Below are 26,105 nucleotides of genomic sequence, written 5' to 3' on the forward strand. Positions count from 1 at the left end.
CCTCCGGTGTCCCTAAAGTTGCGGGCTTCGTGTGTCCGAATCGAGCGGCAACAGCTCATCGGCACAACCCTCCAATTCACTTCGTTTTATCTCCCCGACCATGATGCAGATCGTCTCCGATGCAGCGCAACCCGGCCTCATCATCGTGAACCTGGACGCGCAAGGCCACGACCTCTCCGTCCGCCTGGACCGCGCCATGCTGGAGCACACCCTGGGCGTGCACGGCGCTTTTGCATCCCTCGCCCAGGCCGTGGGCCGCAACATCGAGCGCATCCAGGACGCCGCATTGCGCAAGTACCAGCAGACCCGCCAGCGGTGTGTGATTTTGTCGAAGGCTGAGTTGATGCGGGTTGCGGGGTGATGGGAGCTGGCTAGCGTTGGGTCAATGGGCGATTTAATGCGTGTCTTTGACGGCTGTTCCTTGTTACGCGGCTAAGGCTTCCATGAACAGTGATGAGCATGTGTTGAAGACAGAATCGCAAGGGGAGTTAGAGGCCGGGGCGCATTTGCCAACTACCGATATAGGCTGGTTGCGGCCATTTCCGACTAGCCTTCGATTGACGGCTAGCGCAGACAAAGCCGACACTTCTTACTCGTTTCGTCAAACAGGGGACTACAGGGCAAGTTGCGGCAGCAGTCTTATTCTTCTGCTCCCCTCCAGGCGAGTACTCCCCCTAAGGTCAGCGTCGCGGGCAAGCGCGAACTCTATTTTCCGCTACGTACTGAACAATCGAGCACGTGAATCGTCACCCAGTGCTTTTCGTCTGTCGACAAGCCTGACTCCAGCATTGCCTCCAACTCCTCGGGGGTCTGCGGCCGCACGCCAGTAGGGGGACGGGGCACTTCCGCTGATTTCCCGAACCAAAGCACGAGGTAGATACCGTAGCCCTTGGCTCTTGGATCGGTCGAGTAGCGTGCAATGAGCTGTCCTCGAGTGGCAGTCCATAGTTCGCTATGCTGATCGCGCTTGACCTCGATGGGCACACCGCCCAGGATACCTGTAGTGCACCAAACATCGGAACGCTTGCCGTCGGCATGATGGGTTTCCGGTAAGCAGGCAATTTCAAATCGCTCCAACCGAAAGCGCAACTGATCCACTAACGTGTCGCGACAAAGCTCTTCATGACGAGGAGAAGTCGGCTTCTTGCGCGAGTCGGCATTCCAATACTGAAGGTTTAGGTTCAGGTCGCTGTGGCGAATCTGTTCCTTCAGCTCCTCGAGTGTGTCGTTTACAACGGCGGCAATCTCAGCTGGGCAGGAAGGCGCTCCCTGCTGCAAGGTTGCGCAGACTTGCACCCACGTGGGCTTGGTGTAAGTAGCGTCGCGACGGACGCTCTGCTGAGCAACCCGGGCTGATCGCAATTCGGATGCCCATTCGGCGAGTGCAGGCAGGCTACCGAGACGCTCTAGTTGCTTGGCGCTTTCGGCATCCGGTCTACCGGCCAACTCGTTGAGATAGCGTTTGGTGAGCTCAGCACGATCCATGGAAGGGCTAACCCATCCTGCGCCGAGGGGCCGGGCCGGAGAGCAACCGGCAGCAAAATGCTCGATCAAACATCCAAGCACGCTCGCAGATTGCGGAATGCCAGTACCGTGGATCTCTCTCCGGTGATACAGAAAATCAGCGAGATATTGAGCCGCTGGCGGGCGGCGCTCTAAGTAGCGTTGTGCGATCGACAGGTAACGATCAGGGTCGAGAAGTAAGCCAGCAGCGAGCCAGCAAGCGCGCTGCGGCCCATCCACTTTTGGAGCGTCAAGCCGAACCTGGATGAGGGAAAACAACTCATCGTGCAAAGGCAGCGTCAGCGCCACATGCAGCATGTCCGAGAGAGCATGTCGGAGATTTGGACGCGCACGCATGGGGAACTGAGCAAGCATCGGCATTAGACATCTTCTCGTTACTTCCGCGTACGATGGGTCGCGAAAGAGATGAGTGATATGAGGACTGCGGATCTTCCATCGCATTGCGGCCATTAGATAGGCACTTACAGCATCGGCCACGCATTGCGGCCGGAATGCGACGGCTGCTGCCACCCAGGTGTCATGGTTCTCGACTGAGTGCACCAGGACTGCCACCATTGCAGCAACAAGGTGACCGTCTGACATCGAATCGAGGAATGCGTGATCCTGGCGATAGGCAAGTTCCAAACTGATCAGCGCTGGCACGTTTAGCACCATCGCCTTGCCTTCAGCGGCGGCGGCTAGGGTCTGTTCCACCGATGGCAGGTCATCCCGGTAAATAGTGTTGCGCAGCGCCGTGAACGCAGCTTCCACCAATTCCTGGTCGCCAGAAAAGAAACTGCTCAGCCTCTCCAGCGGCGTTTCACCATCGACGTCATAGTGTCTATGTTCATAGACTATTGCCACTTCTCTGAGAAGACCAAGCGGTACCGGCGACGCTGAGAAATCGGACAGCCGTGCGCGATAGCGGTCGTGCCTTTGAGCCGCCCTAAGCGCACGTTCTTTTCGGCGTACCGCCTCGTTCAACCTCCACTGCCATCGCTCAAAGCTGCACGTAAGCCTATCGGTGAGCAAGTCTTGCCATCCACGCGCCTCACTTAGCGCTTCACACGCGAGCAGTATCTTTTCCAACTCGGGCCCGGGTTCGTGCGGGACGGCCAGAGTGAAGTATTCCTTAGCCTGTTCCTCATCTTCGGTCGCTTGGGCTTTGGAAAGCCACCATGCCGCCGTACCAGCCGGCGCTGGGGCTCTATGCAGGCGGCCTTCCGCCGACCGCACCGGATTCTCGTCGTTTGCGCATCGATTCAAAGCGATGTCCAACAACGAGAAATAGCGGGAGGGGCGGGCTTGCAGCCACTCATGCAGCATCTGCTTGGTACTGTTTTCAAGCAAGCTCTCCGTGTAGTCGCCGCAAGACGCTTCCAACCAATTCAGTAATCGCTCGTCAGGGACTTCTTCGGCGCCGTCTTTGAGCACGCGGGCAAGCAGATTGCCAAACACCTCCGCGTATTCGCGTGAGGTGTCTCCGCTGCGTAGTTCTACCCGCGCAGCAAAGCCGTCCAGCAACTTCATCACTTCGAGGACTTTAATCTCGGTCAGATTGTGTCGCCAGAACATCCGGTAGTTGCCGATTAGGTTGTCTTGTTTCGGTTGATGAAAGAACGCTGGGAGATCCTCAGACGAAAGTACACGTGGGTACATCGCATCCAGCAATGCACCGAGGAGTTCATCGTCTCTGTCCGTCACGACTCCTGAATCGATATCTGTAAGCAACTTGCGCAATGATGGATCTTTCTCACCGACCCAGCGCAGGTAGACCTTCAAGGCGCGGCTACGCACGGCCGGCCACAAACATGCATCTCGGATCATGGACAGCACAAGTTGCGTCAATACTGGGTCCGGTGGCACTTGAAATAGACCTTCAAGCAGCGCGACAAGCAGGAACTGATGGTTCTCCGAGCGATTGGATTCAGCCATTCGCAGGCTGATCAACGGCTGCATGTCCGATGTGATCAACGCCGCAAACGGTCGGCCTTCCCATTCATACCAGCGAAAGGATGCCGATTCAGCTATTTGCCCACCAAGCTTGTCCATCAGTACAGTTTTGTCGGCGATGGAGAAATGCTTCGCGTCTCCGTATAGCAGGACACCGAGCGGATCGAGCCGTATAACAGTGGTCCGCGCTACAGGTGACATCGATGCCAGCCAACTGGCCAGGCCGCGCATGCTACTGACGATGCCCCCGTCCATGCCGCAAATCAACGCACGGACACGTCGCACCGTGAGCTTTTCCTGAAGGCGATCTGCCAAGCAGCGTGCGGCGAGGAATTCGGCCACAGTTCGGTGCACAGGTGCAAAGACATCGTGCCCAATCGATTTGAACAAGCGGCTAGCCAAGGCTTCGTCCAGTGGAAGTCGCTCTGGGTTTGGCACCTCGTTCAACTTGAGCACTCGGTCTGGAGGGCTCTGAGAGTAGGTAAACCCTGCGAGGTCGGCAATCAGCTGAATGGCACAGAGGTAAGCGGCCGCCCGCTGAAGCCGTCCTTGATCCGGCGCTCTTTTGCGTGTCGCGGCGAGGTGCTCCTCGTTGTGCTCTTGCACCAGACGCTCGCACGCCATTGCATAGACTGCATGCCGCGTCTCAGGCCAGCGATTGGTCGGACTGACTGCGGTGGCGAGCATGCCCAAGGTCTGCGGATTGAACAGCAGGGCTGTCAGTCCATGTTGTTCAGCCATGGCGATGAAGTCCTGCGGATCGGCAATATCATGATTAGCTGGAAGGATGGCTGTCACGTCTGCGAGCATCAGCGGTTGCAGGGTGAACACCTGAATCTTTTCGCCTGCGGGGAGTAGCGCTTGCAATTTGGCTGCGTCTGGATTCCCCAGCCAGTCGGCGACGCGGCACGAGATGCGGAATCTGCGGCATCCCAGTTGCTGCAGCTTTTTGCGTATGTTGTCTAGGGGAACCCTGCCGTCCTCTGTACCTGCGCGCGTCTCGTCGAGACCGTCAATAAATACCGGTAGCGTTGAGCCTCTCAATTCTGGATGATCATCAAGCGCTAGAAAGTCACCTGCGCTGACGCGGTAGCCACCCACAGCGTCGGCTTGCTGCCTAAAGGCTTCGGTCTTACCCAATCCAGGATCACCCAACAACACGTAGGCCATCACGGCCTGTGTGTCGTCCAATGGCGCGGGCTTGGCAATGGCGTCTTCCTGGTGGTCGGGTTGGACCACACATGTGCGAGGGACTAGCAACATCTATTTCTGTGGGATCGCCTGACTAAGAAAGCCTAAATGGTATTGTGGACGTAAGGTCTCAACAGGTTAGGTAAGACGATGTGAATTTCGAATATGGGATTCGGGTGCTAAGGTAGTCTCTTACGGGATTGAGAGTGTCGTAGACGTGAAGAAAATGCCATGAACAAAGCTGCAGTACATGAATCCATCGATCGTCTTGAAGAACTAACCCGCCATTTTGGTGGGCCCTATGCCGACTACCACCGCGAGTTCAAGCAGTTGTTATTCAAACTGAACGGGTGCCGCACCCAAGCTCCATATTTTCGGGAACAGCTTTCAAAACTGCAACAATACGCTGACATCGGGTTCAGTACCAGAAAATTTGAGAAGGTCACTGGCGGGCTCAACCAATTGAGAGTCTGGACGCTGGGCACACTGCAGACAGTATCTGACCTTGCGGATCAACAGTTGCCCGACTAACCAAAAACTGATCGGCTCCTATAAACCTATTGTTCGCTTTCGACGTCAATACGCAGATGACGGCAACCGCTGCAGAACCGACCGCAGGCGTGGCGGTTCCAGGCTGGTTGCAGACGTGCTGCGTCCGCCTGCGAATGTGTACTATCGGCCAGTGGTGGTCAACGGCAAAGGTCCGCGTGTGGGGAGGCGAAAAGAATCCTTAGGTGGACCCTGACAAAGAATGAATTCACGTGCAAGTTCGGCGTCTGCCTGCCGACAGTACAGTTGGCGTGTCGTGCCGGGAGTAACGGAGCAATGCGCTGCAGCGGGTGCTCAAGGTGCTCACGTCCAACCGCCGTGCACCTCTGTAATCCTCTAGGGCACCGTCGCTCAATTGTCCCGAGATCCATCGAATTCAAAGGCCGAGAAGTCACGTGCACTGATTGCCTTTTCAAGATGACCGTCCATATATGGGGCTTGTTTAAAGTGCATCGTGCTCATGTCGATCAAGTCCGCAACCGAGCTGTCTTTGAGGTTCTTCGGCACTACGATAGATGCCTCGGCTTCGCCGTACAGGTTTGCCGCCGTGACAACGGCATCAATGCGAAATTCAGCGGCGTGCGGATCTGCCCGACCAACGACAGCGTACTCGTACTCCGTGCCGTGGCGGAAGTCCGCGCATGCAATCCGAACTTCTATTGACCGCTTTGGCGCATCAAGCACCACGAATTCGTGCTTGCCTGGTTGCGCCATTGATCGGATTGAGTCGTGCAGCGTCTGCGGCATGTGAATGTCCATTGGAGACCTCCGCTTAGGCCGCGGAGCGGAAGGCCCTGAAGGACTGGCGACCACGTACTTCTCGTTGAACCAACCTCCAGTTGCCGTCAAGCGAATGAGCAACGACTCCGCTGGAACCTTGCCCGTGTTCTCTATCCGGAAACGAATCTGGAGCTGCCCGTAGTTAAGCTCGATTTTCCGCTCATAGTCACTTACGAAGTGAGGAACCTTGTTGCGCTCCCACTTCGTATAGCGCTCGTCCAAAGTATGGTCATAGTCGCCCAGGATTGACGTGAAGTGCGAGTGCTCCTGTTCCGGCATGGGACTATTCCGGATGATGGTCTCTTGAATCGCTTGCCGCTCTTCCAATGCCAAAGTCCTGATTCGGTACACATCCACGGAGGGTTGGCTTGTACTCAGATGCAGTGAGAGTTGGGGCTCGCGATCCTTCATTGCGTCCAACTGGCGCTGAAGATTGGCCGCCTTCTTCTCGGCCTCAGAAACCTCTCTCGGGCGAAGCCAGGTTTCGCTGACCTGATGAATGTTCAGTCCATGGCGTCTCGCAAGGTGAAGAGGACGAATGTCTTGGCTAACTACTACGCGTGACTTCGGAGACGGCCCGTGTGCGGACAGTGCCTGCGCCACTACGCGCGCATCCGGCTCGTCTCGGTCAAGCTCAGGGTACTGCTCCCAATCAATGCGTGTGCAGTCAGCCAGCGCGATATCTACCCGAGGTGCAGGCGACTCTCGGACTAAGACGGTTGCCTCGCCTTCAAGCAACGGCCGCAATGTTCGATTGAATCGTCTGGCATGATCCGCAAGCCGCGCGTGGTTCTTCTTCGAGTCCACCTCCTGCATCACAGTCGGCACCACCAGAACGAGGATGGGCCCGGTTGCACTGATCTCTTTCCAGGGGAGCGCGCCAAGTGCTGAACACTCAAGGACAATGTTCGAGTCGATAAACGCTACGATCGGATACTGCTGCCAGTTGATACTCATTGAGATAGTGTGGCGCAAAAAATGTCAGTCGGCTTGTCTGACTTTGGGAGCTGTTACGAACTCAGACAGTTGAAGAATATGCCAATGTCACTGCGTATGCGGCCGACGCTGCCAATAGGCTGCGGCTGGCACTACACGACGCGCAGCACGTTGCCCGCGTCCTGCGGCACCCAGTACTCCTTGCCCGTCTCGGCCTGCATCAGGTGCGAGCCATAGGCCAGACACGGGCCGATGACCAAGCCTTTTCAATTCTCTTATGAGAAGCTGCCCAGACCGGCCAGCGAGAGCAGGCACGCGATGCCCGTCTAGTGCTACGGGTCGGAGCCGCCAGTTCGCGCGCCTGGGATGTGGTCGTCGGCGCAGCACTATCACCCAACCGCAACCGGGGACAGCTGTACCTCGCATAGCTTAAATGTTCGACCCAGCACCGAAGGCTGAGTCTCGACGTCACCTTGATGGCGGATTGGGGGCATTTCGATCCCACTACCGATCAAGCACCGCGCTTGTGCCGACAACAGTCACTGCGCCGAGCTGCGCGGCCGTTGCCTTGAACAGGGTTGCTGGTCGACAATCCGATTTAAGAACATGCCGCCCAAGACCCCCTACGACCACATATCGGCTCAGCTGCCCGCAATGCGCCTTGTAGCCAAGGCCGTCGGCCTCTTCAGCCCCAGGGTACGAGAAAGCTGGCGCCAAGTGGAGTCGCAATTGGCGGAGGTGCAGGAGATAAAGATGAACATCGCGCTGTTCTCGGAGCGGTACGTGCCGCTCGGGTGGGCGAACTATGACCGCATGTCATCGACGGTCCTCGCTGAACTAGCCATGCGCAGCGTGGAGCGGGGAGAGCAGCTCCTCACTCAGCACCATCTCGACGAGCAGACCCTGCGGATGTTGGGCTACAGATTTCATCTGCCCCAGTTCCGGCCTTGGGCAGCAATCTACGAGCGAGCCATCGAACGGTGCAAGGCAGAGGATTGGCTCAGTGCGGTTCCTCTCATTCTCATCATCATCGACGGAATCTGTACAACAAGTTCTGGCAAGCATCCATTTTCTGGCGGCGCGGACGCGGAAGTCTTCGATACCCAGACTAGCGGCACGGGCGGTCTGGCAGAAGCGTTGAAGGTGCTTGGGTCCACGCGGCGGAAGCTCAGTGAGGCCCCCATTGAGGCCCCTTTTAGACATGGCGTCGTCCATGGACTGAACCCGAACTACGGTTTTTCCATAGTCGCAGCAAAGGCTCTCAACCTGCTCCAGGCAACCACGGACTACTTTGTCAGCATGAGGGACGAAGCTCAGCGACTTGCCCGCGCAGAAGAGGAACAGCGGCCGGCCAGCTTCCGTGAGATTGCAGCCGTCATGCGCCGAACAGCGGACCTCAAGTCGGCGTTGGAAGCGTGGCGACCCAGACCCGAGCGCGCTGGCTTGGCCATTGACGAATCATGCGCGGAACTCGCCGACGATACGCTTCCTGAAGCGGTCGCCGCAAAGTACTTGCAGTTTCTGCAGAGGACCAACTATGGAGCACTCGCTGCGCTACACGTTGACTATCCTCAGCGCCCGGTGGCCTATCGCGCGGGGCAACTTCGCCAAGAACTCAAGGGGATACGCGTGCTGCATTGGGTTATCTGCGGCATCTGTGACACATCCGCGAGCTTCACCACGCTCCGGGTGGATATCCAAGTCGAAGTTGCTGGCCGTCGCGACAAACTCTCGGCAGATCTGAGAATGATTTACGCGGACCCGTCCTTCGAGGTGATGGTACGCAGCATGGCCGAGGGCCAGTGGTATGTCATGCCCAACCTGACGACCGACCTTTGGGTGAAGAAGCTACAGCTTGAGGCACAGTAGGGTCAAACCATCTGCGGCAACGGCCGTTAGTCGCCGATGCTCGCCTTTGTATCTCTAGTTTTTCGAGCTTGGTTGCCGCGTTGTACTGGGATTCAATGCTGGAATGAAAGTAATGCTTTACGGGACTCCGCGTGTGTCGGCCAGGCACCCCATAGCTGCCTTTCCAGCATTGCACGCGAGGGGCAGCAATCGCTGCAGAGCCGCCGTCAGACACATCTCCAGACGCCTTCACGCGATACCCTCGGCCTCGCGTCTGAACCCGTTCCAACGCGCAGTTTCGAGTACCGCTCGAAACCCTGCGCAACGGCCCTGCCAAAGTTCAGACAAAACATGGCCCTGCCCCATCACGTCTGCCCACGGCACCCACACCCCCTCAAAGCCGCGGCTCCATCGTCGTTGGGCATACGGCCGTCCAAAGTACACGCCTTGCCCACCCGCCGTCGCCGGGCCAACCAGATGCCGAGTGCGACGGCCAGTGCCACTGCCACGCCAAGCGCGGATGCCAGGTACTCACGGCTGACCGACAGACGATCCCAGTCCAGCCCCGCTAAACCAGCCACGGACAGGCCGGAGATCACGGGTATGAGTACGGGCACCGCACAGCAGGCGGCGCACGCGCCTGCGAGGCCGATGGTGGCGAGGAGGGGTTTCTTCATGGCGAGTCCTTTCAAAGATCGGTTCAGACCGATAGACTGACTCTAGAACCTCAAGTCGCTTGAGATGCAAGGATTTCCCATGAACAACCTTTCCGCGCCGCTGACCATCGGTGCATTGGCAGAGCGCAGCGGGTTGAGCGTGTCTGCCATCCGCTATTACGAAGAGGTGGGCCTGATCCCCGAAGCCATGCGGCGGCCCAGCGGGCACCGGGTGTATGGCGAGGATGCGCAAGAGCTGCTGACGCTGATCCGCCACTGCCGCGATTTCGGGTTTTCTGTCGTGGACACGAAAGCTCTGGTGGCCCTCGCATCCAACGACGACATGGATTGCGTGCACGCCCGCGACATCGCGCAGGTGCATCTGGACACCGTGCGCACCAAGCTGGCGGAGTTGTTGGCGCTGGAGCGCAGCCTGAGCAGGTTCGTGACGGCCTGCACCGACCAATGCGTGGGCGGGCCAGCGCCGCAGTGCAACATCCTCAAGGACTTGAGCCTGAGTGATTCGGCCCTGGCCGCCAAGCGGGCGCTGGAGGCTGGCACATCGGCGCGGTGCTGCGGCTAGTCGATACTCCGTGGTTTCAGGGGCCTGCATGGCCAACTAACCAACCATTGACGGTGCAGGCTGAACAAGTCGGTCAACCCAGCCGTGAAACGTTGCCCCGCCAGTAAACCCCCTCCCACCACGGTTATCCCACCCCGCCTACCATCCCGTCCTTCTTCCCTTCCCAAGGCCCTCCCATGCCCAACCCCACCACCCTCAAGATCGATTTCGTCTCCGATGTCTCCTGCCCCTGGTGCATCATCGGCCTGCGGTCGCTGGAGCAGGCGGCGGACCGCCTCAAGGACGAGGTGGCGCTGGACCTGCACTTTCAGCCGTTCGAGCTGAACCCGCAGATGGGCCCGGAGGGGCAGGACATCGGCGAGCACCTGCAAGAAAAGTACGGCGCGACGCCCGCGCAGAGCCAGAAGAACCGCGAGGCCATCGCGGCGCGCGGCACGGAGCTGGGCTTTACCTTCAGCATGGACAAGCGCAGCCGCATCTACAACACCTTCGATGCGCACCGGCTGCTGCACTGGGCCGAAGAGAAGGGCGTGCAGCCCGCGCTGAAGAAGGCGCTGTTCAAGGCCTACTTCACCGACGGGCAGGACCCGAGCAACCACGAGGTGCTGGCGCGTGTGGCGGGCGAGGTGGGGCTGGACGTGGCCGAGGCGCGTGCGCTGCTCGCATCTGATCGCTTCACGGACGAGGTGCGCGAGCGGGAGCAGTTGTACCTGCAAAGCGGCATCCATTCGGTGCCGGCGATCATCATCAACGAGCGGCACCTGATCCAGGGCGGCCAGCCGGTGGAGGTGTTCGAGCAGGCGCTGCGGCAGATTGCGGCGCAGCAGGCTGGATGAGGTGATGCTATTGGATTAATAGCTGTTCGCGCTTGCCAGTCAAGCGGTAGAGGCTGTTTTTATCAACAGAAAAGGGGCTCAAGGCCCCTTTTCTGTTGGTGGTGACGTACGTCCCGCTACGGCGACGGACGGTGACTGCGTGTCACTTGCGCAGCGGGATGGCCGTGGCGCGGTCCACGGGCACGGCGGTCACGCTGTTCTGAGGGGAGCCGTCCACCAGCTTTTCTGAATACGTCAGGTACACCAGCGTGTTGCGCGGGGCGTCCACCATGCGCACGATGCGCAGGCGCTTGAACAGGATGGACATGCGTTCGCTGAAGACTTCTTCCTGCTTCTTGAGCGGCTCCGGAAAGCTGATGGGCCCGACCTGGCGGCAGGCGATGGAGGCCTCGGCCCGGTCCTCGGCCAGGCCCAGCGATCCCTTGATGCCGCCGGTGCGCGCGCGCGAGACGTAGCAGGTCACGCCCTGCACGCCGGGGTCGTCGTAGGCCTCCACGATGATGTCGTGGTCGCGGCCCAGCCACTGGAAGGCGGTGTCCACCGTGCCGATCTTCTCGCCCGTGGCCGCCAGCGCCGGCAGCACCACGGCCAGCGCGCCCGCCGCCGCCATGGCCCAGCGGCGGGCACGGCGCAGGCCGGTGGATGATTTCGTCACGCCGTGGCCCCGGCGTCGGCGCAGCGCTGTGCCAGATGGGCCAGCGCTTCTTCCACCTGGTCCACCAGCACCAGGCACAGGTCGCCGGGCTGCAGGCGCGCCAGGGCGGCGTCGATGGCGATGAATTCGCCGCGGATCTCTTCCACGTGCGTGGTGCGCGATGCGCCCACCAGGCCTTCGCGCAGCAGGGCCATCACTTCGCCGTCGGCACGGCCGCGCTGCGCGGCGTCCTGGTACAGGATCACGTCGTCGAACGCGGCACCCAGGATCACGGTCTGGTCGCGGATGTCCTCGTCGCGGCGGTCGCCCGCGCCGCTGATGACCACGCTGCGGCGCTTGGCGGGCAGAGCGTCCACGGCACCCACCAGGGCGCGCATGGCGTCGGGGTTGTGGCCGTAGTCGGCGATCACGGTGGCGCCCCGGTAGTCCATGATGTTGAAGCGGCCGGGCGCGTTGTCGCTGTCGTTCACGAAGCCCGACAGGCCGCGGCGGATGGTCTGCCAGGGCATGCCCACGCCCCAGGCGGCGGCCACGGAGGCCATGACGTTCTCGACCTGGAAGCCGATCTTGCCGTTGCGCGTGATGGGCACGTCGCGCAGGTGGATGGTCTCGCGCCACGAGCCTTCCGAGGCCACGATGGAGTCGCCGTCCACGTACACGGTGCGGTGGCCCTGCGCGCGGTGCGTGGCCATCACGGGGTGGTGGCGGTCGCTCGCAAAGAAGATGATCTTGCCGGGGCAGGCGGGCGCCATGGCCGCCACGATGGGGTCGGCGGCGTTGAGCACGCCATAGCCCGTGGTGGCCACGTTCTGCACGATCACGCGCTTGAGCACGGCGAGGTCTTCCACCGTGGTGATGTAGTTCAGGCCCAGGTGGTCGCCCGCGCCGATGTTGGTGACCACGGCCACCTGGCAGCGATCGAAGCCCAGGCCTTCGCGCAGGATGCCGCCGCGCGCCGTCTCGAACACGGCCGCGTCCACCTCGGGGTGCAGCAGCACGTTGCGCGCGCTCTTGGGGCCGCTGCAGTCGCCGCTGTCGATCTGGCGGCCGTTCACGTACACGCCGTCGGTGTTGGTCATGCCCACGCGCAGGCCCTGGGCCGTGAACAGGTGGGCGATCAGGCGCGCCGTGGTGGTCTTGCCATTGGTGCCCGTGACCGCCACGACCGGAATGCGGCCGTCGTCGCCATGGGCGTACAGCTTGTCCACCATGGCCTGGCCCACGTTGCGCGGCTTGCCGTAGCTGGGTGCCAGGTGCATGCGCAGGCCGGGGGCGGCATTCACCTCGACGAAACCGCCGCCCTGTTCTTCGAGCGGGCGCAGCACGGTTTCGGCCACCATGTCGACGCCGCAGATGTGCAGGCCCACCATCTGCGCCGCGGCCACGGCGCGCGCGGCGACCTCGGGGTGCACGTCGTCGGTCACGTCGGTGGCGGTGCCGCCGGTGGACAGGTTGGCGTTGTTGCGCAGGATGACGCGCTGGCCCTTGGGCGGCACCGAGTCGGGCGTCAGGCCCTGCATGGCCAGGCGGGCCACGGCGATGTCATCCAGGCGGATCTTGGTGAGCGAGGTCGCGTGGCCTTCGCCACGGCGCGGGTCCAGGTTGACCTGGTGGACCAGTTCGCGCACCGTGTGCTGGCCGTCGCCCAGCACCTGGGGCGGCTCGCGGCGCGCGGCGGCCACGAGCTGGTCGCCCACCACGAGCAGGCGGAAATCGTGGCCTGGCAGGAAGCGCTCGACCATCACCGTGCCGTATTCGGCTGCGGTGCGGAAGGCTTCCTCGAGCTGCGCGCGGTCGGTGATGTTCACCGTCACGCCCTTGCCCTGGTTGCCGTCCTGCGGCTTCACGACCACGGGCAGGCCCACCTTCTGGGCCACTTCCCAGGCCTCGTCGAGCGTCTCGACCGGCTTGCCCAGCGGCACCGGCACGCCGGCCGCATGCAGCAGGCGCTTGGTCAGGTCCTTGTCCTGGCCGATGGATTCGGCCACGGCGCTGGTCGAGTCGACCTCGGCGGCCTGGATGCGGCGCTGCTTGGAGCCCCAGCCGAACTGCACCAGGCTGCCGCGCGTGAGGCGCCGGTAGGGGATGCCGCGCGCCACGGCCGCATCCACGATGGAGCCGGTGCTCGGGCCCAGGCGCTCGTCTTCGTCGAGCTCGCGCAGCTTGGCGATCACCGCGTCGGCATCGAAGCCGCCGTGGCCGAGCGCGGCCTGGATGAGCTGCTGGGCGTCTTCGAACGCCTGGCGGCCCACGGCCTCTTCGCTGTACTCGACCACGACCTGGTACACGCCCGCGTCGGTGGTGGCGGTGGTGCGCGCGAAGGTCACGGGGCAGCCGGCCTGGGCCTGCAGGTTCAGCGCGGCCGTCTGCAGCACGTGCGCCAGGGAAATGTCGGTGCTCCCTTCGGCATGAAGGACGCCGATGGCGGGGAACAGGGCCCGCAGCCGCGCTTCGAATCCGGGCATCTGGCCAACGGCGCGTTCGGCTTCGGTGCAGGCAACCACGGCCTCGATGGCCATGTGGCGGCTCCAGAGGTTGGGGCCGCGCAGGGCCCGGGTGCGGGATACATCCATGGGGTCTCTTTCAGTAATCGTTCGGGGCTCGCGGGCCCCGTTCAAGTCGCGGGCGTTCGGTTCTCTACGGGCGGATCAGGAAGGCAGGCCCACCGGCGCCGGCAGGTCGGGCTCGAAGGTCTTGATGCCCGCGCCGATCAGGTCGGGGGCGATGTTGAGCGCCCACGCCGCGCCGATGGCGGCCAGCAGGGCATCGGTGTCCGGCACCACGGCGTTGCGCCCGAAGGTGAGGTCCGACAGCGAGCCCAGCACGTGCTCGGCGCTGCCGGTGGCCAGCACCACGCGGCCGTTCTTCACGACCACGGCGCGGCCGTTGTCCGTGGCGCGGTGCTCCACGATCACGGGCAGCGTGGCGTCCTGGGCGTACAGCACCACGGCGCCATCCGACAGCGGGGCGAGGTCTGCCACCTGGGGGATGGCCGCGTTCAGCACGGCGGCGCCCTCGGCCAGCACCACGTCGACCTGGGTGCGCATCACCTTGGTCATCTGGTCCTGCTCGTGCACGTCGAATTCGGCCAGCGTTTCCACGCCGTCCATGTCGGTGACCACGCCCACCTGGCAGCGGTCGTAGGCGAGGCCGTCGCGCAGGATGGTGCGCGCGTCGCTTTCGATCACGGCGGCCTGCACCATCTGGTTCATGAGCAGGCGGTGGGCGGCTTCCCAGTGGGCGCAGTCCGTGGTCTCGACGCAGCGGCGGTCCAGGAACAGGCCTTCGCGGCAGGCCAGGCCCGTGTGGTGCCCACCCAGGTGCAGCAGCCACGCCACCACGCGTGCGATGGTCGAGGTGCTGCGCGTGCCGGCCACGCCCACCACCGGAATGCGGCCGGCCTGGCCATCGCCGTCCTCGGACGGGAACAGGTGTTCCGCGATCGCCTGCCCCACCGGGCGCGGCGCGCCCACGGCGGGCTTGAGGTGCATCAGCAGGCCCGGGCCCGCATTGACCTCGACAATGGCGCCGCCCTGGGCGTGCAGGGGCTTGGAAATGTCCCTGGCCACCATGTCGATGCCGGCGATGTCGAGGCCCACCACCTTGGCGGCCAGCTGGGCGATGTAGGCCACCTCGGGGTGCACGTCGTCGGTGCAGTCCACGGCCACGTTGCCGTTGCGCTGCACCACCACCTGGCGGCCGGCGGCGGGCACGGAGCTGGCGTCGAGGTCCTGGCGCTTGAGCTCGAGCTGCACCTTGGTGTCGGTCGCCAGGTCGATGATTTCGAGCGGGTACTCTTCCTCATAGCCCCGGCGCGGGTCGGAGTTGAGCTGGGTGTCGATCAGTTCCTTGACGGTGGAGCGCCCGTTGCCGGTGATGCTGACCACCTCGCCGCGCGCCGCGGCCACCACCTTGCCGCCCACCACCAGCAGGCGGTGCTCGTCGCCGGGGATGAAGCTCTCGACCATCACGTCGCTGCCCTCGGGGTAGGCCACGTGGTAGGCCGCCTCGATGTCTTCCTTCTTGCGCAGGTCCAGCGTCACGCCCCGGCCGTGGTTGCCGTCGGAGGGCTTGACCACCACGGGCAGGCCGATGTCCTCGGCCGCTTCCCAGGCTTCCTCGGGGCTGTTGACCACGCGGCCTTCGGGAATGGGCACGCCGCAGGACTTGAGCAGGCTCTTGGTCAGGTCCTTGTCGCTCGCGATGCCCTCGGCGATGGCGCTGGTGAATTCGGTCTCGGCCGTCCAGATGCGGCGCTGGCTGGCGCCATAGCCCAGCTGCACGAGGTTGCCGTCGTTCAGGCGGATGTGCGGGATGCCCCGGTCGGTGGCGGCCGTCACGATGCAGGCGGTGCTGGGGCCCAGGTACTGGTCATCGACCTCGGTGCGCACGCGGGCCACGGCGGCCTGCACGTCAAAGGGCTCGTCGTTGATCGCCGCCATGATCAGGCCATGGCCCTGGGCCAGGGCCATGCGTGCCACCTGCTCGTCGCGGGCGCGGAACACCATGCGGTACACGCCGCGCTGCGAGGTGCTGCGGGTCTGGCCGAAGCCGGTGGGCATGCCCGCCAGGTTCAGCAGCTCGATCACGATGTGCTCCAGCACGTGGCCGCACCAGGTGCCTTCCTGCAGGCGCTGCAGGAACCCGCCGCGCTCGCCCACGCCGCAGTGGTGCTCGATCAGCGCGGGCAGCCAGGCGGTGAGGCGCTCGTTGAAGCCGGGGAGGAGGTTGGAGGGATGGTCCTCCAGTTCCCCCAGGTCCAGCCAGACCTCCAGCACGGGCCGGTAGGTCCAGATATTGGGGCCGCGCAGGTAGTTGATGCGAAGCAGTTGGATATCGTTGAGTTTCGCCATGGATTGCAGCGGGTGTGTTTCCGGCCTTTTGCGGGCCTTGCTGGGAAAAGGTGACTTTGTGGACGATGATTGTGCGCCAGACTGGAGCCGGGATGCGGTGTCAGCCAGATGACTGCCGCACACGTTACAGCGGGACGCCGCCGCGCCGTGGGGCGCAGTATGGGGGAGAATTCGCGCTTTCGCGAGATGGGTCACCGCAGGCTGCCGGGGGCGGAAATACCAACCAAAAATGCAACATCACCATTCTGTGGACGCCTCGGGTGTCTTTTCCGGCCCCGTGGGGGCCGATTTGCGAGCCATGCTCGCTCCCAAAGAGAACGTACTGGCAGCGCTCCCGGTTGACCTGAGCACGGCCCTGCGTTTCGCGGCGGGCTGGGTGGTGGTGACGTCCGAGCGCCTGCTGGCCTGCGATCCGGGTACCACCGCCTGGCGCGGCTGGCCCCTGGGCGACGGCCTGGCCCTGCGCCTGCAGGACCACGGGGGCGTGGGTTCGCTGGAACTGCACGATGCGCGGGCGCGCCTGGCCCTGTGGCGCTTCACCCTGTCACAGCATGCCCAGGCACTGCGCCTGGTGCAGCGTTTCGAGCAGCAAAGCGCGCGGGGCGGGGCGGACGCCGCCGAGGAGGCCGACGAGCCCACCTGTCCCACCTGCCACACGCCGCTGCCCCCCGATACGGAGGAGTGCCCGGCCTGTGCCCGCGCCCAGCCGCCCCAGACCTCCACCTGGGTGCTGCTGCGCCTGTGGCGCTTTGCCCGGCCCTACCGCAAGCAGCTGGCGGCCGGCTTCGGGCTGACGCTGGCCTCCACCGCCGCCACCCTGGTGCCGCCGTACCTCACCATCCCGCTGATGGATGACATCCTCATCCCGTTCCAGAACGGCAAGCAGATCGAACCGGGCCTGGTGCTGCTGTACCTGAGCGGCCTGCTGCTGTCCGCCCTGGCGGCCTGGGGCCTGTCCTGGGCGCGCACCTACATCCTGGCGCTGGTGTCCGAGCGCATCGGCGCCGACCTGCGCACCACCACCTACGAGCACCTGCTGCGCCTGTCGCTCGACTATTTCGGGGGCAAGCGCACCGGTGACCTGATGGCGCGCATCGGCTCGGAGACAGACCGCATCAACGTTTTCCTTTCCTTGCATGCCCTGGATTTCGTGACCGATGTGCTCATGATCATGATGACGGCGGCCATCCTGTTCTCCATCAACCCCTGGCTGGCGCTGGTCACCCTGGTGCCGCTGCCCTTCATCGCCTGGATGATCCATACCGTGCGCGACCGCCTGCGCACCGGTTTCGAGAAGATCGACCGGGTCTGGTCCGAGGTCACCAACGTGCTGGCCGACACCATCCCCGGCATCCGCGTGGTCAAGGCCTTCGCCCAGGAAAAGCGCGAGGCCCAGCGCTTTCGCGACGCCAACCAGCACAACCTGGAGGTCAACGACAAGCTCAACAAGACCTGGTCGCTGTTCACCCCCACGGTGTCGCTGCTCACCGAAATCGGCCTGCTCGTGGTCTGGGCCTTCGGCATCTGGCTGGTGTCGCGCAACCAGATCACGGTGGGCGTGCTCACGGCCTTCATCGCCTACATCGGGCGCTTCTACAGCCGGCTCGACTCCATGAGCCGCATCGTCTCGGTCACGCAGAAGGCGGCGGCCGGTGCCAAGCGCATCTTCGACATCCTGGACCACGTGAGCAACGTGCCCGACCCGGCCCAGCCGGTGAAGGTGGACAAGGTGCAGGGCGCCATCGCCATGCGCAACGTGGGCTTCCGCTACGGCAGCCGCGCGGTGATCAAGGGGCTGGACCTGGACATCCGCCCCGGCGAGATGATCGGCCTGGTGGGACACAGCGGTTCGGGCAAGAGCACCCTGGTGAACCTGATCAGCCGCTTCTACGACGTGAGCGACGGCTCCATCCAGGTCGATGGCGTGGACATCCGCCGCTTCGCCGTGGCCGACTACCGGCGCCACATCGGCCTGGTGTTGCAGGAGCCCTTCCTTTTCTTCGGCACCATCGCCGAGAACATCGCCTACGGCAAGCCCGAGGCCACGCGCGAGGAGATCGTGGCGGCCGCCCGCGCGGCCCACGCGCACGAGTTCATCCTGCGCCTGCCGCACGGCTACGACTCGCTGGTGGGCGAGCGCGGCCAGGGCCTGTCGGGCGGTGAGCGCCAGCGCATCAGCATCGCGCGTGCGCTGCTGATCGACCCGCGCATCCTGATCCTCGACGAGGCCACCTCGGCCGTGGACACCGAGACCGAGAAGGAAATCCAGAAGGCACTGGACAACCTGGTGCAGGGCCGCACCACCATCGCCATCGCCCACCGCCTGTCCACCCTGCGCAAGGCCGACCGCCTGGTGGTGATGGACCGCGGCGAGGTGGTGGAAGTGGGCCCCCACGACGAACTCATGGAGAAACAGGGCGCCTACTGGCGGCTGTACGAAGCCCAGGCCCGCCGCGCCGAGGAAGACGCGCAGGCCGCCGGCGTCATCATCGACAGCAGCCTGCTGCACCCGGCCCACCCGGCCGGCAATTCGTGACCGCCACCGTGGGAACCGCCATGAACACAACCACCTTCACCCTGGTGTCGCAGCCTGAATTCACCCTGGCCCGCAACCCGCACGGCCGGCTGGTCCTGACCCTGCCCGATGGCACCGTCCACGAAGGCATCACGCCCGTGCGGGCCTTCCCCATTGCCGCGCCGGCGCACGGGCTCTCCTTGATCGGTTCGGATGGCCACGAGCTGCTGTGGATCGACCGGCTCGACCAGCTGGAGGCCACCGCGCGCCAGCTCATCGAAGAAGAGCTGGAAGTGCGCGAGTTTGTGCCCACTATTGAAAAAATCGTTGCCGTGTCGAGCTTTTCGACCCCCAGCACCTGGGATGTGGAGACCGATCGCGGACCCGCCAAGCTGGTGCTCAAGGCCGAGGAAGACATCCGCAGGCTGGGGGGGCGCACCCGGCTGCTGATCGCGGGCGGGGACGGGGTCCAGTTCCGGGTCCAGGACACCACCGCGCTGGACCGGCATTCGCGCCGGCTGCTCGAACGCTTCCTCTGACGCGCCAGCCCCGCCATGCCGGGGCCCTTCCCGCACAGGATCGCCGGTAGCCCATGGTGGGCGTTTCGGGCCCGCCGCTGGCGGCTGCCGGCGGCATTCCACCCCAAAAAGCAACACGCAACCCGCGTGGTTGCCACCGCGTGCGTGTTCAATCCGCGCGTCCGGCCATTCATCAGGCCCTTTGGCGGCCTGAAAATCGCGAAAATGTAGGTGAAAACCCTTAATTTTGGGCAATCGGTGAAAAAGACCTAAATTTCCCCTTCTTTTTGCCGTAATGAATGTACGAAGAGGCCAAAAGACCCTCTGTCATTCATCTCAACTACGGGCCATTGCCATGCAAATGCCACCTGTCGATCGATCGCCGAGTTGGCGTCCTCAGGGCGCTGATTTGTATTCCACTGGCGCCTCTGGCGCGCCACCGGTGCGTCCCATCAACGCATCCAACCCCGTCGAGTCCATGGACCGGATGGGCGAGGGCGCGATCGTGCGCGAGCCCGACAAGCCGTCGGCGCCCGACGTGGCGAACCGGGACTGGACCGAGGTGAAAAAAAAGGACACCGTGGAAGAACCGCCAGAGCCGCCCAAGGAGCCAATCTACAAGCAGCTGCTGGAGCTCATCCAGTCGATGTGGCGGGCCAGCGGCAGTGCGGTGGAAGTGGCGCAGGACATCAACCGGATGACCTTGCAGGAGCGCCTGGCCCAGCAGGTCAAGAACGAGCCGCTGACGTACTCGGACCCCAAGATCAAGCGCACGGGCGGCCTCTAGCCCGCCGCCGCCTGCGCTGCGTGCTGGGCCGGTGGCACCGGTACCGCGCTGCCCGCAGTGGCTGGTCCTTGCTTCTTTTGCATTTTTTGGCCGGTGGCGCGCAATGCTGCCGCCCGCAGCCCGTCCCTTGTGCGGATCGGCTTCCCATCCCCAGCGGCGCCTGCGGGGTGATGCTCCTGAAAATATAGCTGAAGGTGCTTATCCAATAAGCCTAAAACACCTTTTTTAACCAGGATCTGGCTGCCCGCGCGGCGCGCTTGCCTGCGGGAGGGGATGGGCAGCCGTCCACCCGGGCGGGCTCAGGGCTGGCTGCCGGAGGCGGGCTGGCGGGCGGCCTGGGCTGCCTTGTTGCGGTCCCGCTCCGCGCGGTATCTGGCGGCGAAGACGCGAACCTCTTCGTACGACACATAGCCGTCGCCGTCCGTGTCCGCCTCGTCAAACGCGGCCGCCAGGCGGGGAAAGAGCTTGACCTCGGTGCGGCTGAGCTTGCCGTCGCCGTTGAAGTCCAGCATCTTGAAATCGCGCATGGCCTTGATCTCGCCCTTGGTCTGCCCCGTGCCGGGCTCGGCGGGCGCGCTCGCCGCAGGCTCTGGCGGCGGTGCGGCAGGGGCCTGGGCCAGCGCGGCGGAGCCCATGGTGGCCAGCACGGCGCCCATCAGGCAGGCGGCCAGGGAAATTCTCTTGCGCAACACATCTTCCTTCAGTGGGGTTCGGGGGACGATGTTGGCACAGTTGGTGGGCCGCCGGCGGATTGCAACCGGGGCTTTGCAGGCTTTCCCCCGGCGTTGCAGGACTTTGCAGAACTTTTCGCGGCAAGAGCCCGGACCATCGCCACCCCCTGCCTCAGCCGCCCCCGGCACGCAGGGGGTTGGAGATGCCGCTGTTCACATGTCCCGCGGGCACATGGCGCGCTGCCGACGTCACATGGCCCGTCTGGTCGTCGAAGAAGAAGTCCGGCTCGAACTCGCGCAGGAACTCGCCCTTGGGCAGGCCGCCCAGGAACATGGCTTCGTCCACGTCGATGTTCCAGTCCATCAGCGTGCGGATCGCGCGTTCGTGCGCGGGTGCGCTGCGCGCCGTGACCAGGGCCGTGCGGATGCGCATGCCGGTGGCGCCGCCGGATTCTCCGGCGGATTGCAGCCGGTGCAGCGCCGCGAGCAGGGGCTTGAAGGGGCCGTCGGGCAGGGGCAGGGCCGCCTTGTCGGTCTCGTGCTGCTGGAACGCGGCCAGGCCCTCGGCCTGGTATACCCGCTCGGCCTCGTCGGAGAACAGCACGGCGTCGCCGTCAAAGGCAATGCGCACTTCCTGCGGGTTCGCGTCGCCGGCCCGCACCGACTCGGTGACCACCCGCGCGGCGGGGTAGCCCAGGTGCAGGGCCTCGCGCACATCGGCCTCATTCGCCGACAGGAACAGGTGCGCGCCCAGCGGCCGCAGGTAGCGGAACGGGTCGCGCCCCTGGGTGAACACGCCGCGCTGGATGGTCGGCAGGCCATGGGCATTGCATGAGCGGAACACGCGCATGCCACTGACCGGGTCATTGCGCGAGAGCAGCACCACCTCCACCCGCTGGTGCTCGGAGGTGTTGAACGCGAGCAGCTTGCGCACCAGGGAAAACGCCACGCCGGGCGCGGCGGGCACATCCAGGCGCTGGCGCTGCAGCTCCACGTAGGCGCGGTCATCGCTCTCGTGTTCGAAGACGCGGTTTTCTTCCTCGAAGTTGAACAGCGCGCGCGAGGAGATCGCCACCACCAGCTTGTCGTCCAGGGTCACGGCCATAAAGTCACTTCACAAACTGATTCAGCTGGATGATGGGCAGTAACACGGCCAGCACGATCAGCATCACGATCATGCCCATGCCGACGATGAGCAAAGGCTCCAGGATGGTGGCCAGCGCCATCGCGCGGCGCTGCACCTCGGTGGAAAGCTGCCGTGCGGCGCGCTGCAGCATCACCGGCAACTGCCCGGTCTGCTCGCCCAGGCGCGCGAACATCGACAGCAGGCCGGGAAAACGCTTTTTCTGCGCCAGCGCCGAGGCCAGGGGCGCGCCTTCGCGCACCAGCACCAGCGCGTCCAGCGCGTCGGCGCGCAGCGCGCGGTTGTTCAGGGTTTCGGCGGCGGCCTGCAAGGCTTTCAGGATGGGCACGCCCGCGCCCGCCAGCATGGCCAGCGTGCCGGCAAAGCGCGCCGCGTTGTAGCCGCGCGCCAGCTTGCCCACGAGGGGCAGGTTGAGCCAGGCGGCATCGAATTTTTCACGGATATGCCCAATGGTCAGTGCCCAGCGTGCGCCAAAAACCATCAAGACAAAAGCAATCAGCACCATCAAGCCATAGCTGCGCACAAAAGCGCTGATACCCAGCATGGCCACCGTGAGGAACGGCAGCGCCCGCTTGGTGCCCGCGAACACGCTGGCCACCTGGGGCACCACGTAGCCGACGAGGAAGAGCACGATCACGATGGCCACGATGGTCACGATGGCCGGGTACAGCGCAGCGCCCACCAGCTTGGCCTTGAGCGCCTGGCGCTCTTCCAGGTCGTCGGCCAGGCGCTCCAGCACCAGGCCCAGGTTGCCGCTGTGTTCGCCCGCGCCGATCACGGCGCAGTAGATGTCCGAGAACTCGCGCGGGTGCTGCGACAGCGCGCGGGCGAACGTGGCGCCGGCATTCACCTCGGCGCGCAGCGCGGCCACCAGGTGGCGCTGGCGCTCGTCGTCGGCCTCTTCCGACAAGGCGGTGAGGGCGCGTTCGAGCGGCAGCCCGGACGACACCAGCCCGGCGATCTGGCGCGTCCAGATGGCCAGCGCGGTGGCACCGAACACCGGCCGGGTGAACAGCCGCTGGCCGAGGCTGGCGGCGCTCCCGTCCAGCGACTGTCCGGTCTGCACCAGTTCCACGGCCAGCGGCACCAGGGCCTGGGCCCGCAGCAGGCTGCGCGCCGCCTTGGCGGTGTCGGCCTCCATGAGGCCCTTGCGGGTCTGGCCCTGGGCGTCCAGGGCTTCAAAGGAAAAAGCGGGCATGCGGGCGTGGGCGGTAAGGCGTGGGCGTCAGGAAATCACACAACGGTGGGTGGAGGCAGAAATGCCCTGCAGTCCGAGATGGTAGCCGCTACCCGAGGCCACTTGCCGCGCCGTGGGTCCTGCTGTCGGAGGCGTGATCCAGGTCAAGGCGCCGGCACCCCGGGCGCGCAGAATGAAAAAAACGGACCTGTGGCATCGGGTTGCAGGTGTTCTGAACGAACCAGGAGTCTTTCATGCTGAAGAACAAGGTGGCGTTGGTCACGGGGGCATCGTCGGGCATCGGGCGTGCCATTGCGCTCGTGTGGGCGCGCGAAGGCGCCAAGGTCGTGGCGTCGGATGTGAACGTGCCGGCGGGCGAGGAAACGGCTGCGCTGGTGCGTGCGGCGGGCGGCGACGCCATTTTTGTGGCCGCCGACGTGGGCAAGCCCGCAGACTGCGAAACGCTGGTCAACCGCACGGTTGCCCACTATGGCCGTCTGGACGTTGCCTGCAACAACGCTGGCATCGGCGGCCCGCAGGCACCCACGGCCGACTATCCGCTGGAGGGCTGGGCGCAGGTCATCAACATCAACCTGTCGGGCGTGTTCTACGGCATGAAGTACCAGATCGCGGCCATGCTCAAGAATGGCGGTGGCGCCATCATCAACATGGCGTCCATCCTGGGCTCCGTGGGGTTTGCCACGGCGCCGGCCTATACGGCCGCCAAACACGGTGTGGTGGGGTTGACCAAGGCGGCAGCCATTGAGTACGGTGCCCATGGCGTGCGCATCAATGCCGTGGGGCCCGCCTTTATCCACACGCCGATGATCAGCGGTCTGGAGCAGGACGCAGGCGTCAATGCCATGCTGGTGGGCGCGCACCCCATCGGCCGCCTGGGGCAGCCCGAAGAGGTGGCCGAGCTGGTGGCTTGGCTGGCATCCGCCAAGGCGTCATTTGTGACCGGGGCGTATTACCCGGTGGATGGCGGATATCTGGCGCGGTGAAGCCTGGGCGACAGGGGGGTGTGTGGTGATTCAGGCTGGCAGAGGCAGGCCTGTGGCCCGCAGGGTGCCGTGGGCCTGCGCCGCGATGTCCAGCGAGCGCAGCCGCAGCGCCGGGTCGTACACGTCGCTCACCAGCATGAGCTCATCCGCGCCCGTGGCCTCGCTCAGTTGCTCCAGGCCCGCTCGCACGGTGTCAGGCCCGCCGATGACGGCGGCGGCCAGAAAGTCTCCGATGGCCGCACGTTCCTGCGGCTGCAGGCGCGCGGCGTAGTTTTCGATGGGTGGCAGCAGGCGGCGGCGGTCGCCCGTCAGGATGCCCAGCACCCGCTGGTAGGTGCTGCTGGCCAGGAACTCCGCTTCCTCGTCCGTGGGCGCTGCAATCAGGGGCACCCCGATCGCCACATAGGGCTTGGGCCAGGCGGCGGACGGGCGGTACAGGTTGCGGTACAGGTCGATGGCCTGGTGCAGCAGGCGCGGCGCGAAGTGCGAGGCAAAGGCATAGGGCAGGCCGCGCTCCGCCGCCAGTTGCGCCGAGAACAGGCTGGAGCCCAGCAGCCAGATGGGCACATTGGTGCCTGCGCCGGGCATCGCGATCAGGCGCTGGTTGGGTTCTGCCGGTGCCAGCAGGCGCTGCAGCTCGGCCACGTCCTGCGGAAAGTCGTCGGCCGTCTCCACCCGGCTGCGGCGCAATGCGCGCATGGTGGTGGGGTCGGTGCCCGGCGCGCGGCCCAGGCCCAGGTCGATGCGACCGGGGTACAGCTCGGCCAGGGTGCCGAAGGCCTCGGCCACCACCAGCGGCGCGTGGTTGGGCAGCATGACGCCGCCCGAGCCCACGCGGATGCGCGAGGTGCCCCCCGCGATGTGCCCCACCAGCACGGCGGTGGCCGAGCTGGCGATGCCCGCCATGTTGTGGTGCTCCGCCAGCCAGTAGCGGGCAAAGCCCAGTTTTTCGGCGTGCTGCGCGGTGCGCAGGGCAATCTGCAGCGCGTCGGCGACGGTGCCGCCTTCGCGGACGGCGACCAGGTCGAGCATGGACAGGGCGGGGCGGGTGGCGGTGGAAGTCATGGGTGCATTGTCCGGCGGCCACCACATTCGTGCAGGCCGGGTGCCAGAGCTGGCAGCGGCTGAAGGGTTGCCCTGGGCCGCGTGCGCGGAGAGGCGATTTTTTGGTAGCCAAAAATGCGCCGCACCCACAAAATGTTTCAAGGCATTTCTGCCGGGACGATTTCCGGTTTCCCGCACGAGGCCTTTACTGGGACCAAGCATGGGTTTTTTCAGCCGCCTGTTCAAGATCCGGGAGCAAGACCCTGCCAGCCCCGACACCACCTGGGCCATGGAAGACAACGGCAGCGAGCTGGTGCTGGACGCCGAATACGCCTCCATGCTGATGACCGAGATCGACATCGACGCGGCCATCGCCAGCCACGAGCGCTGGCGCCTGCAGCTGCAGGACATGATCAATGGCCGCTCGCAGGAGGTCATGCGGCCCGACCGCATCTGCCAGGACGACCGCTGCGACCTGGGCCGCTGGCTCTACGGCACGGGGCGCGTGCGGTTGGGGCACTTTCCGGCGTTCGACATGCTGGTGGCGCGGCACAAATACTTCCACCAGCAGGCGGCCGATGTCGTGACCCTGTTCCAGGCGGGGGAGCAGCAAAAGGCCGTGCAGCTGCTCAACGGAAGCTGCCGCCACGCATCCAACCAGGTGCTGCTGCTGCTCAAGGAGCTCAAGCGGGGCCTGGGGCGCTGAATCCCGGGGGCAGCCGCATGACTGGGCGCGGCACAGCGGCTGACCAATACCGTCGAATGCTATGTTTTGTGCAGCGTGATGTGATTGACCAGTAAGCGCCTGGAGCGTTTTTTTCACATTCCCGGCTGTTCTGGCACGGCAATGGCTGCGGCCATCAGCGCCGCCGCGCCCGCCGCCAGCATCGGCACACAGTTCT

General features: G+C 64.4%; 20 protein-coding genes. 10 read left to right on the forward strand and 10 right to left on the reverse strand.

What is annotated here, in order from left to right; all coding sequences use genetic code 11:
• The first annotated feature begins 100 nt into the window (after positions 1-100).
• Positions 101-361 (forward strand): hypothetical protein, encoded by a 261-nt coding sequence (locus AC07OC_RS17570; RefSeq protein ID WP_056417505.1) that lies wholly within the window; start codon positions 101-103, stop codon positions 359-361.
• Positions 362-705: 344 nt separating this feature from the next.
• Here AC07OC_RS17570 and AC07OC_RS17575 read toward each other — a convergent pair whose 3' ends face one another.
• Complete coding sequence (locus AC07OC_RS17575; protein ID WP_494601838.1) at positions 706-4,695, reverse strand: NACHT domain-containing protein; 3,990 nt, start codon at positions 4,693-4,695, stop codon at positions 706-708.
• 183 nt (positions 4,696-4,878) lie between these two features.
• Between AC07OC_RS17575 and AC07OC_RS17580 the strand changes: the two genes are divergently transcribed.
• Positions 4,879-5,178: a hypothetical protein gene (locus AC07OC_RS17580; RefSeq protein WP_494601840.1), complete on the forward strand. Its 300-nt coding sequence runs from the start codon at positions 4,879-4,881 to the stop codon at positions 5,176-5,178.
• Between the two features lie 369 nt (positions 5,179-5,547).
• Here AC07OC_RS17580 and AC07OC_RS17585 read toward each other — a convergent pair whose 3' ends face one another.
• Positions 5,548-6,933: a PIN domain-containing protein gene (locus AC07OC_RS17585; RefSeq protein WP_494601842.1), complete on the reverse strand. Its 1,386-nt coding sequence runs from the start codon at positions 6,931-6,933 to the stop codon at positions 5,548-5,550.
• Between the two features lie 585 nt (positions 6,934-7,518).
• On the opposite strand from AC07OC_RS17585, the gene AC07OC_RS17590 reads away from it, so the two are divergent.
• Complete coding sequence (locus tag AC07OC_RS17590) at positions 7,519-8,781, forward strand: hypothetical protein (protein WP_494601844.1); 1,263 nt, start codon at positions 7,519-7,521, stop codon at positions 8,779-8,781.
• 344 nt (positions 8,782-9,125) lie between these two features.
• Here AC07OC_RS17590 and AC07OC_RS17595 read toward each other — a convergent pair whose 3' ends face one another.
• On the reverse strand, positions 9,126-9,437 hold the full coding sequence (locus AC07OC_RS17595; protein ID WP_218339715.1) for a hypothetical protein: 312 nt from the start codon (positions 9,435-9,437) through the stop codon (positions 9,126-9,128).
• 79 nt (positions 9,438-9,516) lie between these two features.
• Between AC07OC_RS17595 and AC07OC_RS17600 the strand changes: the two genes are divergently transcribed.
• On the forward strand, positions 9,517-9,999 hold the full coding sequence (locus AC07OC_RS17600) for a MerR family transcriptional regulator (protein WP_218339714.1): 483 nt from the start codon (positions 9,517-9,519) through the stop codon (positions 9,997-9,999).
• Positions 10,000-10,175: 176 nt separating this feature from the next.
• Entirely contained in the window at positions 10,176-10,835 is a 660-nt protein-coding gene (locus tag AC07OC_RS17605; RefSeq protein ID WP_494601846.1) for a DsbA family oxidoreductase, read from the forward strand.
• A gap of 142 nt (positions 10,836-10,977) precedes the next feature.
• Here AC07OC_RS17605 and AC07OC_RS17610 read toward each other — a convergent pair whose 3' ends face one another.
• From AC07OC_RS17610 to AC07OC_RS17620, 3 genes are all read right to left on the reverse strand, one after another.
• Complete coding sequence (locus tag AC07OC_RS17610; RefSeq protein WP_255591068.1) at positions 10,978-11,445, reverse strand: CreA family protein; 468 nt, start codon at positions 11,443-11,445, stop codon at positions 10,978-10,980.
• Between the two features lie 41 nt (positions 11,446-11,486).
• A complete protein-coding gene (cphA, locus tag AC07OC_RS17615; protein WP_218296100.1) occupies positions 11,487-14,063 on the reverse strand; it encodes a cyanophycin synthetase in 2,577 nt (858 codons plus the stop codon).
• A 75-nt stretch (positions 14,064-14,138) separates the two neighbouring features.
• Complete coding sequence (locus AC07OC_RS17620) at positions 14,139-16,343, reverse strand: cyanophycin synthetase (RefSeq protein ID WP_218296099.1); 2,205 nt, start codon at positions 16,341-16,343, stop codon at positions 14,139-14,141.
• Positions 16,344-16,572: 229 nt separating this feature from the next.
• On the opposite strand from AC07OC_RS17620, the gene AC07OC_RS17625 reads away from it, so the two are divergent.
• The 3 genes from AC07OC_RS17625 (at position 16,573) to AC07OC_RS17635 (ending at position 20,163) form a co-directional block, all read left to right on the forward strand.
• A complete protein-coding gene (locus AC07OC_RS17625; RefSeq protein ID WP_494601848.1) occupies positions 16,573-18,879 on the forward strand; it encodes a cyanophycin metabolism-associated ABC transporter in 2,307 nt (768 codons plus the stop codon).
• 20 nt (positions 18,880-18,899) lie between these two features.
• The gene (locus AC07OC_RS17630; RefSeq protein ID WP_218296097.1) at positions 18,900-19,397 is read left to right on the forward strand and encodes a cyanophycin metabolism-associated DUF1854 family protein; all 498 of its coding nucleotides are present in this window, start codon (positions 18,900-18,902) and stop codon (positions 19,395-19,397) included.
• A gap of 334 nt (positions 19,398-19,731) precedes the next feature.
• Positions 19,732-20,163, forward strand: coding sequence for a hypothetical protein (locus tag AC07OC_RS17635; RefSeq protein WP_218296096.1), 432 nt, complete (start codon positions 19,732-19,734; stop codon positions 20,161-20,163).
• A gap of 299 nt (positions 20,164-20,462) precedes the next feature.
• Here the strand turns inward: AC07OC_RS17635 and AC07OC_RS17640 are convergent, their stop codons facing one another.
• From AC07OC_RS17640 to gspF, 3 genes are all read right to left on the reverse strand, one after another.
• Positions 20,463-20,852 carry an EF-hand domain-containing protein gene (locus tag AC07OC_RS17640; RefSeq protein ID WP_255591038.1) on the reverse strand — a complete coding sequence of 130 codons (390 nt, stop codon included), beginning with the start codon at positions 20,850-20,852 and terminating at the stop codon, positions 20,463-20,465.
• Positions 20,853-21,006: 154 nt separating this feature from the next.
• Positions 21,007-21,939 (reverse strand): 5'-nucleotidase, encoded by a 933-nt coding sequence (locus AC07OC_RS17645; protein ID WP_218339710.1) that lies wholly within the window; start codon positions 21,937-21,939, stop codon positions 21,007-21,009.
• A 4-nt stretch (positions 21,940-21,943) separates the two neighbouring features.
• Entirely contained in the window at positions 21,944-23,176 is a 1,233-nt protein-coding gene (gspF, locus tag AC07OC_RS17650) for a type II secretion system inner membrane protein GspF (RefSeq protein ID WP_218296094.1), read from the reverse strand.
• A 233-nt stretch (positions 23,177-23,409) separates the two neighbouring features.
• Between gspF and AC07OC_RS17655 the strand changes: the two genes are divergently transcribed.
• The gene (locus AC07OC_RS17655) at positions 23,410-24,159 is read left to right on the forward strand and encodes an SDR family NAD(P)-dependent oxidoreductase (protein WP_492244577.1); all 750 of its coding nucleotides are present in this window, start codon (positions 23,410-23,412) and stop codon (positions 24,157-24,159) included.
• Between the two features lie 30 nt (positions 24,160-24,189).
• On the opposite strand, the gene AC07OC_RS17660 is transcribed toward AC07OC_RS17655, so the two are convergent.
• Complete coding sequence (locus AC07OC_RS17660) at positions 24,190-25,224, reverse strand: LLM class flavin-dependent oxidoreductase (RefSeq protein WP_218296092.1); 1,035 nt, start codon at positions 25,222-25,224, stop codon at positions 24,190-24,192.
• A 199-nt stretch (positions 25,225-25,423) separates the two neighbouring features.
• Here AC07OC_RS17660 and AC07OC_RS17665 point away from each other — a divergent pair, with 199 nt between their 5' ends.
• Positions 25,424-25,909 carry a CZB domain-containing protein gene (locus AC07OC_RS17665; RefSeq protein WP_218339706.1) on the forward strand — a complete coding sequence of 162 codons (486 nt, stop codon included), beginning with the start codon at positions 25,424-25,426 and terminating at the stop codon, positions 25,907-25,909.
• The last annotated feature ends 196 nt before the right edge of the window (positions 25,910-26,105 follow it).

This window comes from Acidovorax sp. GW821-FHT10E04 (assembly GCF_059415185.1).

What these genes read in the sequence shown, in the direction of transcription:
- AC07OC_RS17570 (WP_056417505.1), top strand. Translation starts at nt 101, where the DNA reads ATGATGCAGATCGTCTCCGATGCAGCGCAACCCGGCCTCATCATCGTG.
- AC07OC_RS17580 (WP_494601840.1), top strand. Translation starts at nt 4,879, where the DNA reads ATGAACAAAGCTGCAGTACATGAATCCATCGATCGTCTTGAAGAACTA.
- AC07OC_RS17585 (WP_494601842.1), bottom strand. Translation starts at nt 6,933, where the DNA reads ATGAGTATCAACTGGCAGCAGTATCCGATCGTAGCGTTTATCGACTCG.
- AC07OC_RS17590 (WP_494601844.1), top strand. Translation starts at nt 7,519, where the DNA reads ATGCCGCCCAAGACCCCCTACGACCACATATCGGCTCAGCTGCCCGCA.
- AC07OC_RS17595 (WP_218339715.1), bottom strand. Translation starts at nt 9,437, where the DNA reads ATGAAGAAACCCCTCCTCGCCACCATCGGCCTCGCAGGCGCGTGCGCC.
- AC07OC_RS17600 (WP_218339714.1), top strand. Translation starts at nt 9,517, where the DNA reads ATGAACAACCTTTCCGCGCCGCTGACCATCGGTGCATTGGCAGAGCGC.
- AC07OC_RS17605 (WP_494601846.1), top strand. Translation starts at nt 10,176, where the DNA reads ATGCCCAACCCCACCACCCTCAAGATCGATTTCGTCTCCGATGTCTCC.
- AC07OC_RS17610 (WP_255591068.1), bottom strand. Translation starts at nt 11,445, where the DNA reads ATGGCGGCGGCGGGCGCGCTGGCCGTGGTGCTGCCGGCGCTGGCGGCC.
- cphA (WP_218296100.1), bottom strand. Translation starts at nt 14,063, where the DNA reads ATGGATGTATCCCGCACCCGGGCCCTGCGCGGCCCCAACCTCTGGAGC.
- AC07OC_RS17620 (WP_218296099.1), bottom strand. Translation starts at nt 16,343, where the DNA reads ATGGCGAAACTCAACGATATCCAACTGCTTCGCATCAACTACCTGCGC.
- AC07OC_RS17625 (WP_494601848.1), top strand. Translation starts at nt 16,573, where the DNA reads ATGCAACATCACCATTCTGTGGACGCCTCGGGTGTCTTTTCCGGCCCC.
- AC07OC_RS17630 (WP_218296097.1), top strand. Translation starts at nt 18,900, where the DNA reads ATGAACACAACCACCTTCACCCTGGTGTCGCAGCCTGAATTCACCCTG.
- AC07OC_RS17635 (WP_218296096.1), top strand. Translation starts at nt 19,732, where the DNA reads ATGCAAATGCCACCTGTCGATCGATCGCCGAGTTGGCGTCCTCAGGGC.
- AC07OC_RS17645 (WP_218339710.1), bottom strand. Translation starts at nt 21,939, where the DNA reads ATGGCCGTGACCCTGGACGACAAGCTGGTGGTGGCGATCTCCTCGCGC.
- gspF (WP_218296094.1), bottom strand. Translation starts at nt 23,176, where the DNA reads ATGCCCGCTTTTTCCTTTGAAGCCCTGGACGCCCAGGGCCAGACCCGC.
- AC07OC_RS17655 (WP_492244577.1), top strand. Translation starts at nt 23,410, where the DNA reads ATGCTGAAGAACAAGGTGGCGTTGGTCACGGGGGCATCGTCGGGCATC.
- AC07OC_RS17660 (WP_218296092.1), bottom strand. Translation starts at nt 25,224, where the DNA reads ATGACTTCCACCGCCACCCGCCCCGCCCTGTCCATGCTCGACCTGGTC.
- AC07OC_RS17665 (WP_218339706.1), top strand. Translation starts at nt 25,424, where the DNA reads ATGGGTTTTTTCAGCCGCCTGTTCAAGATCCGGGAGCAAGACCCTGCC.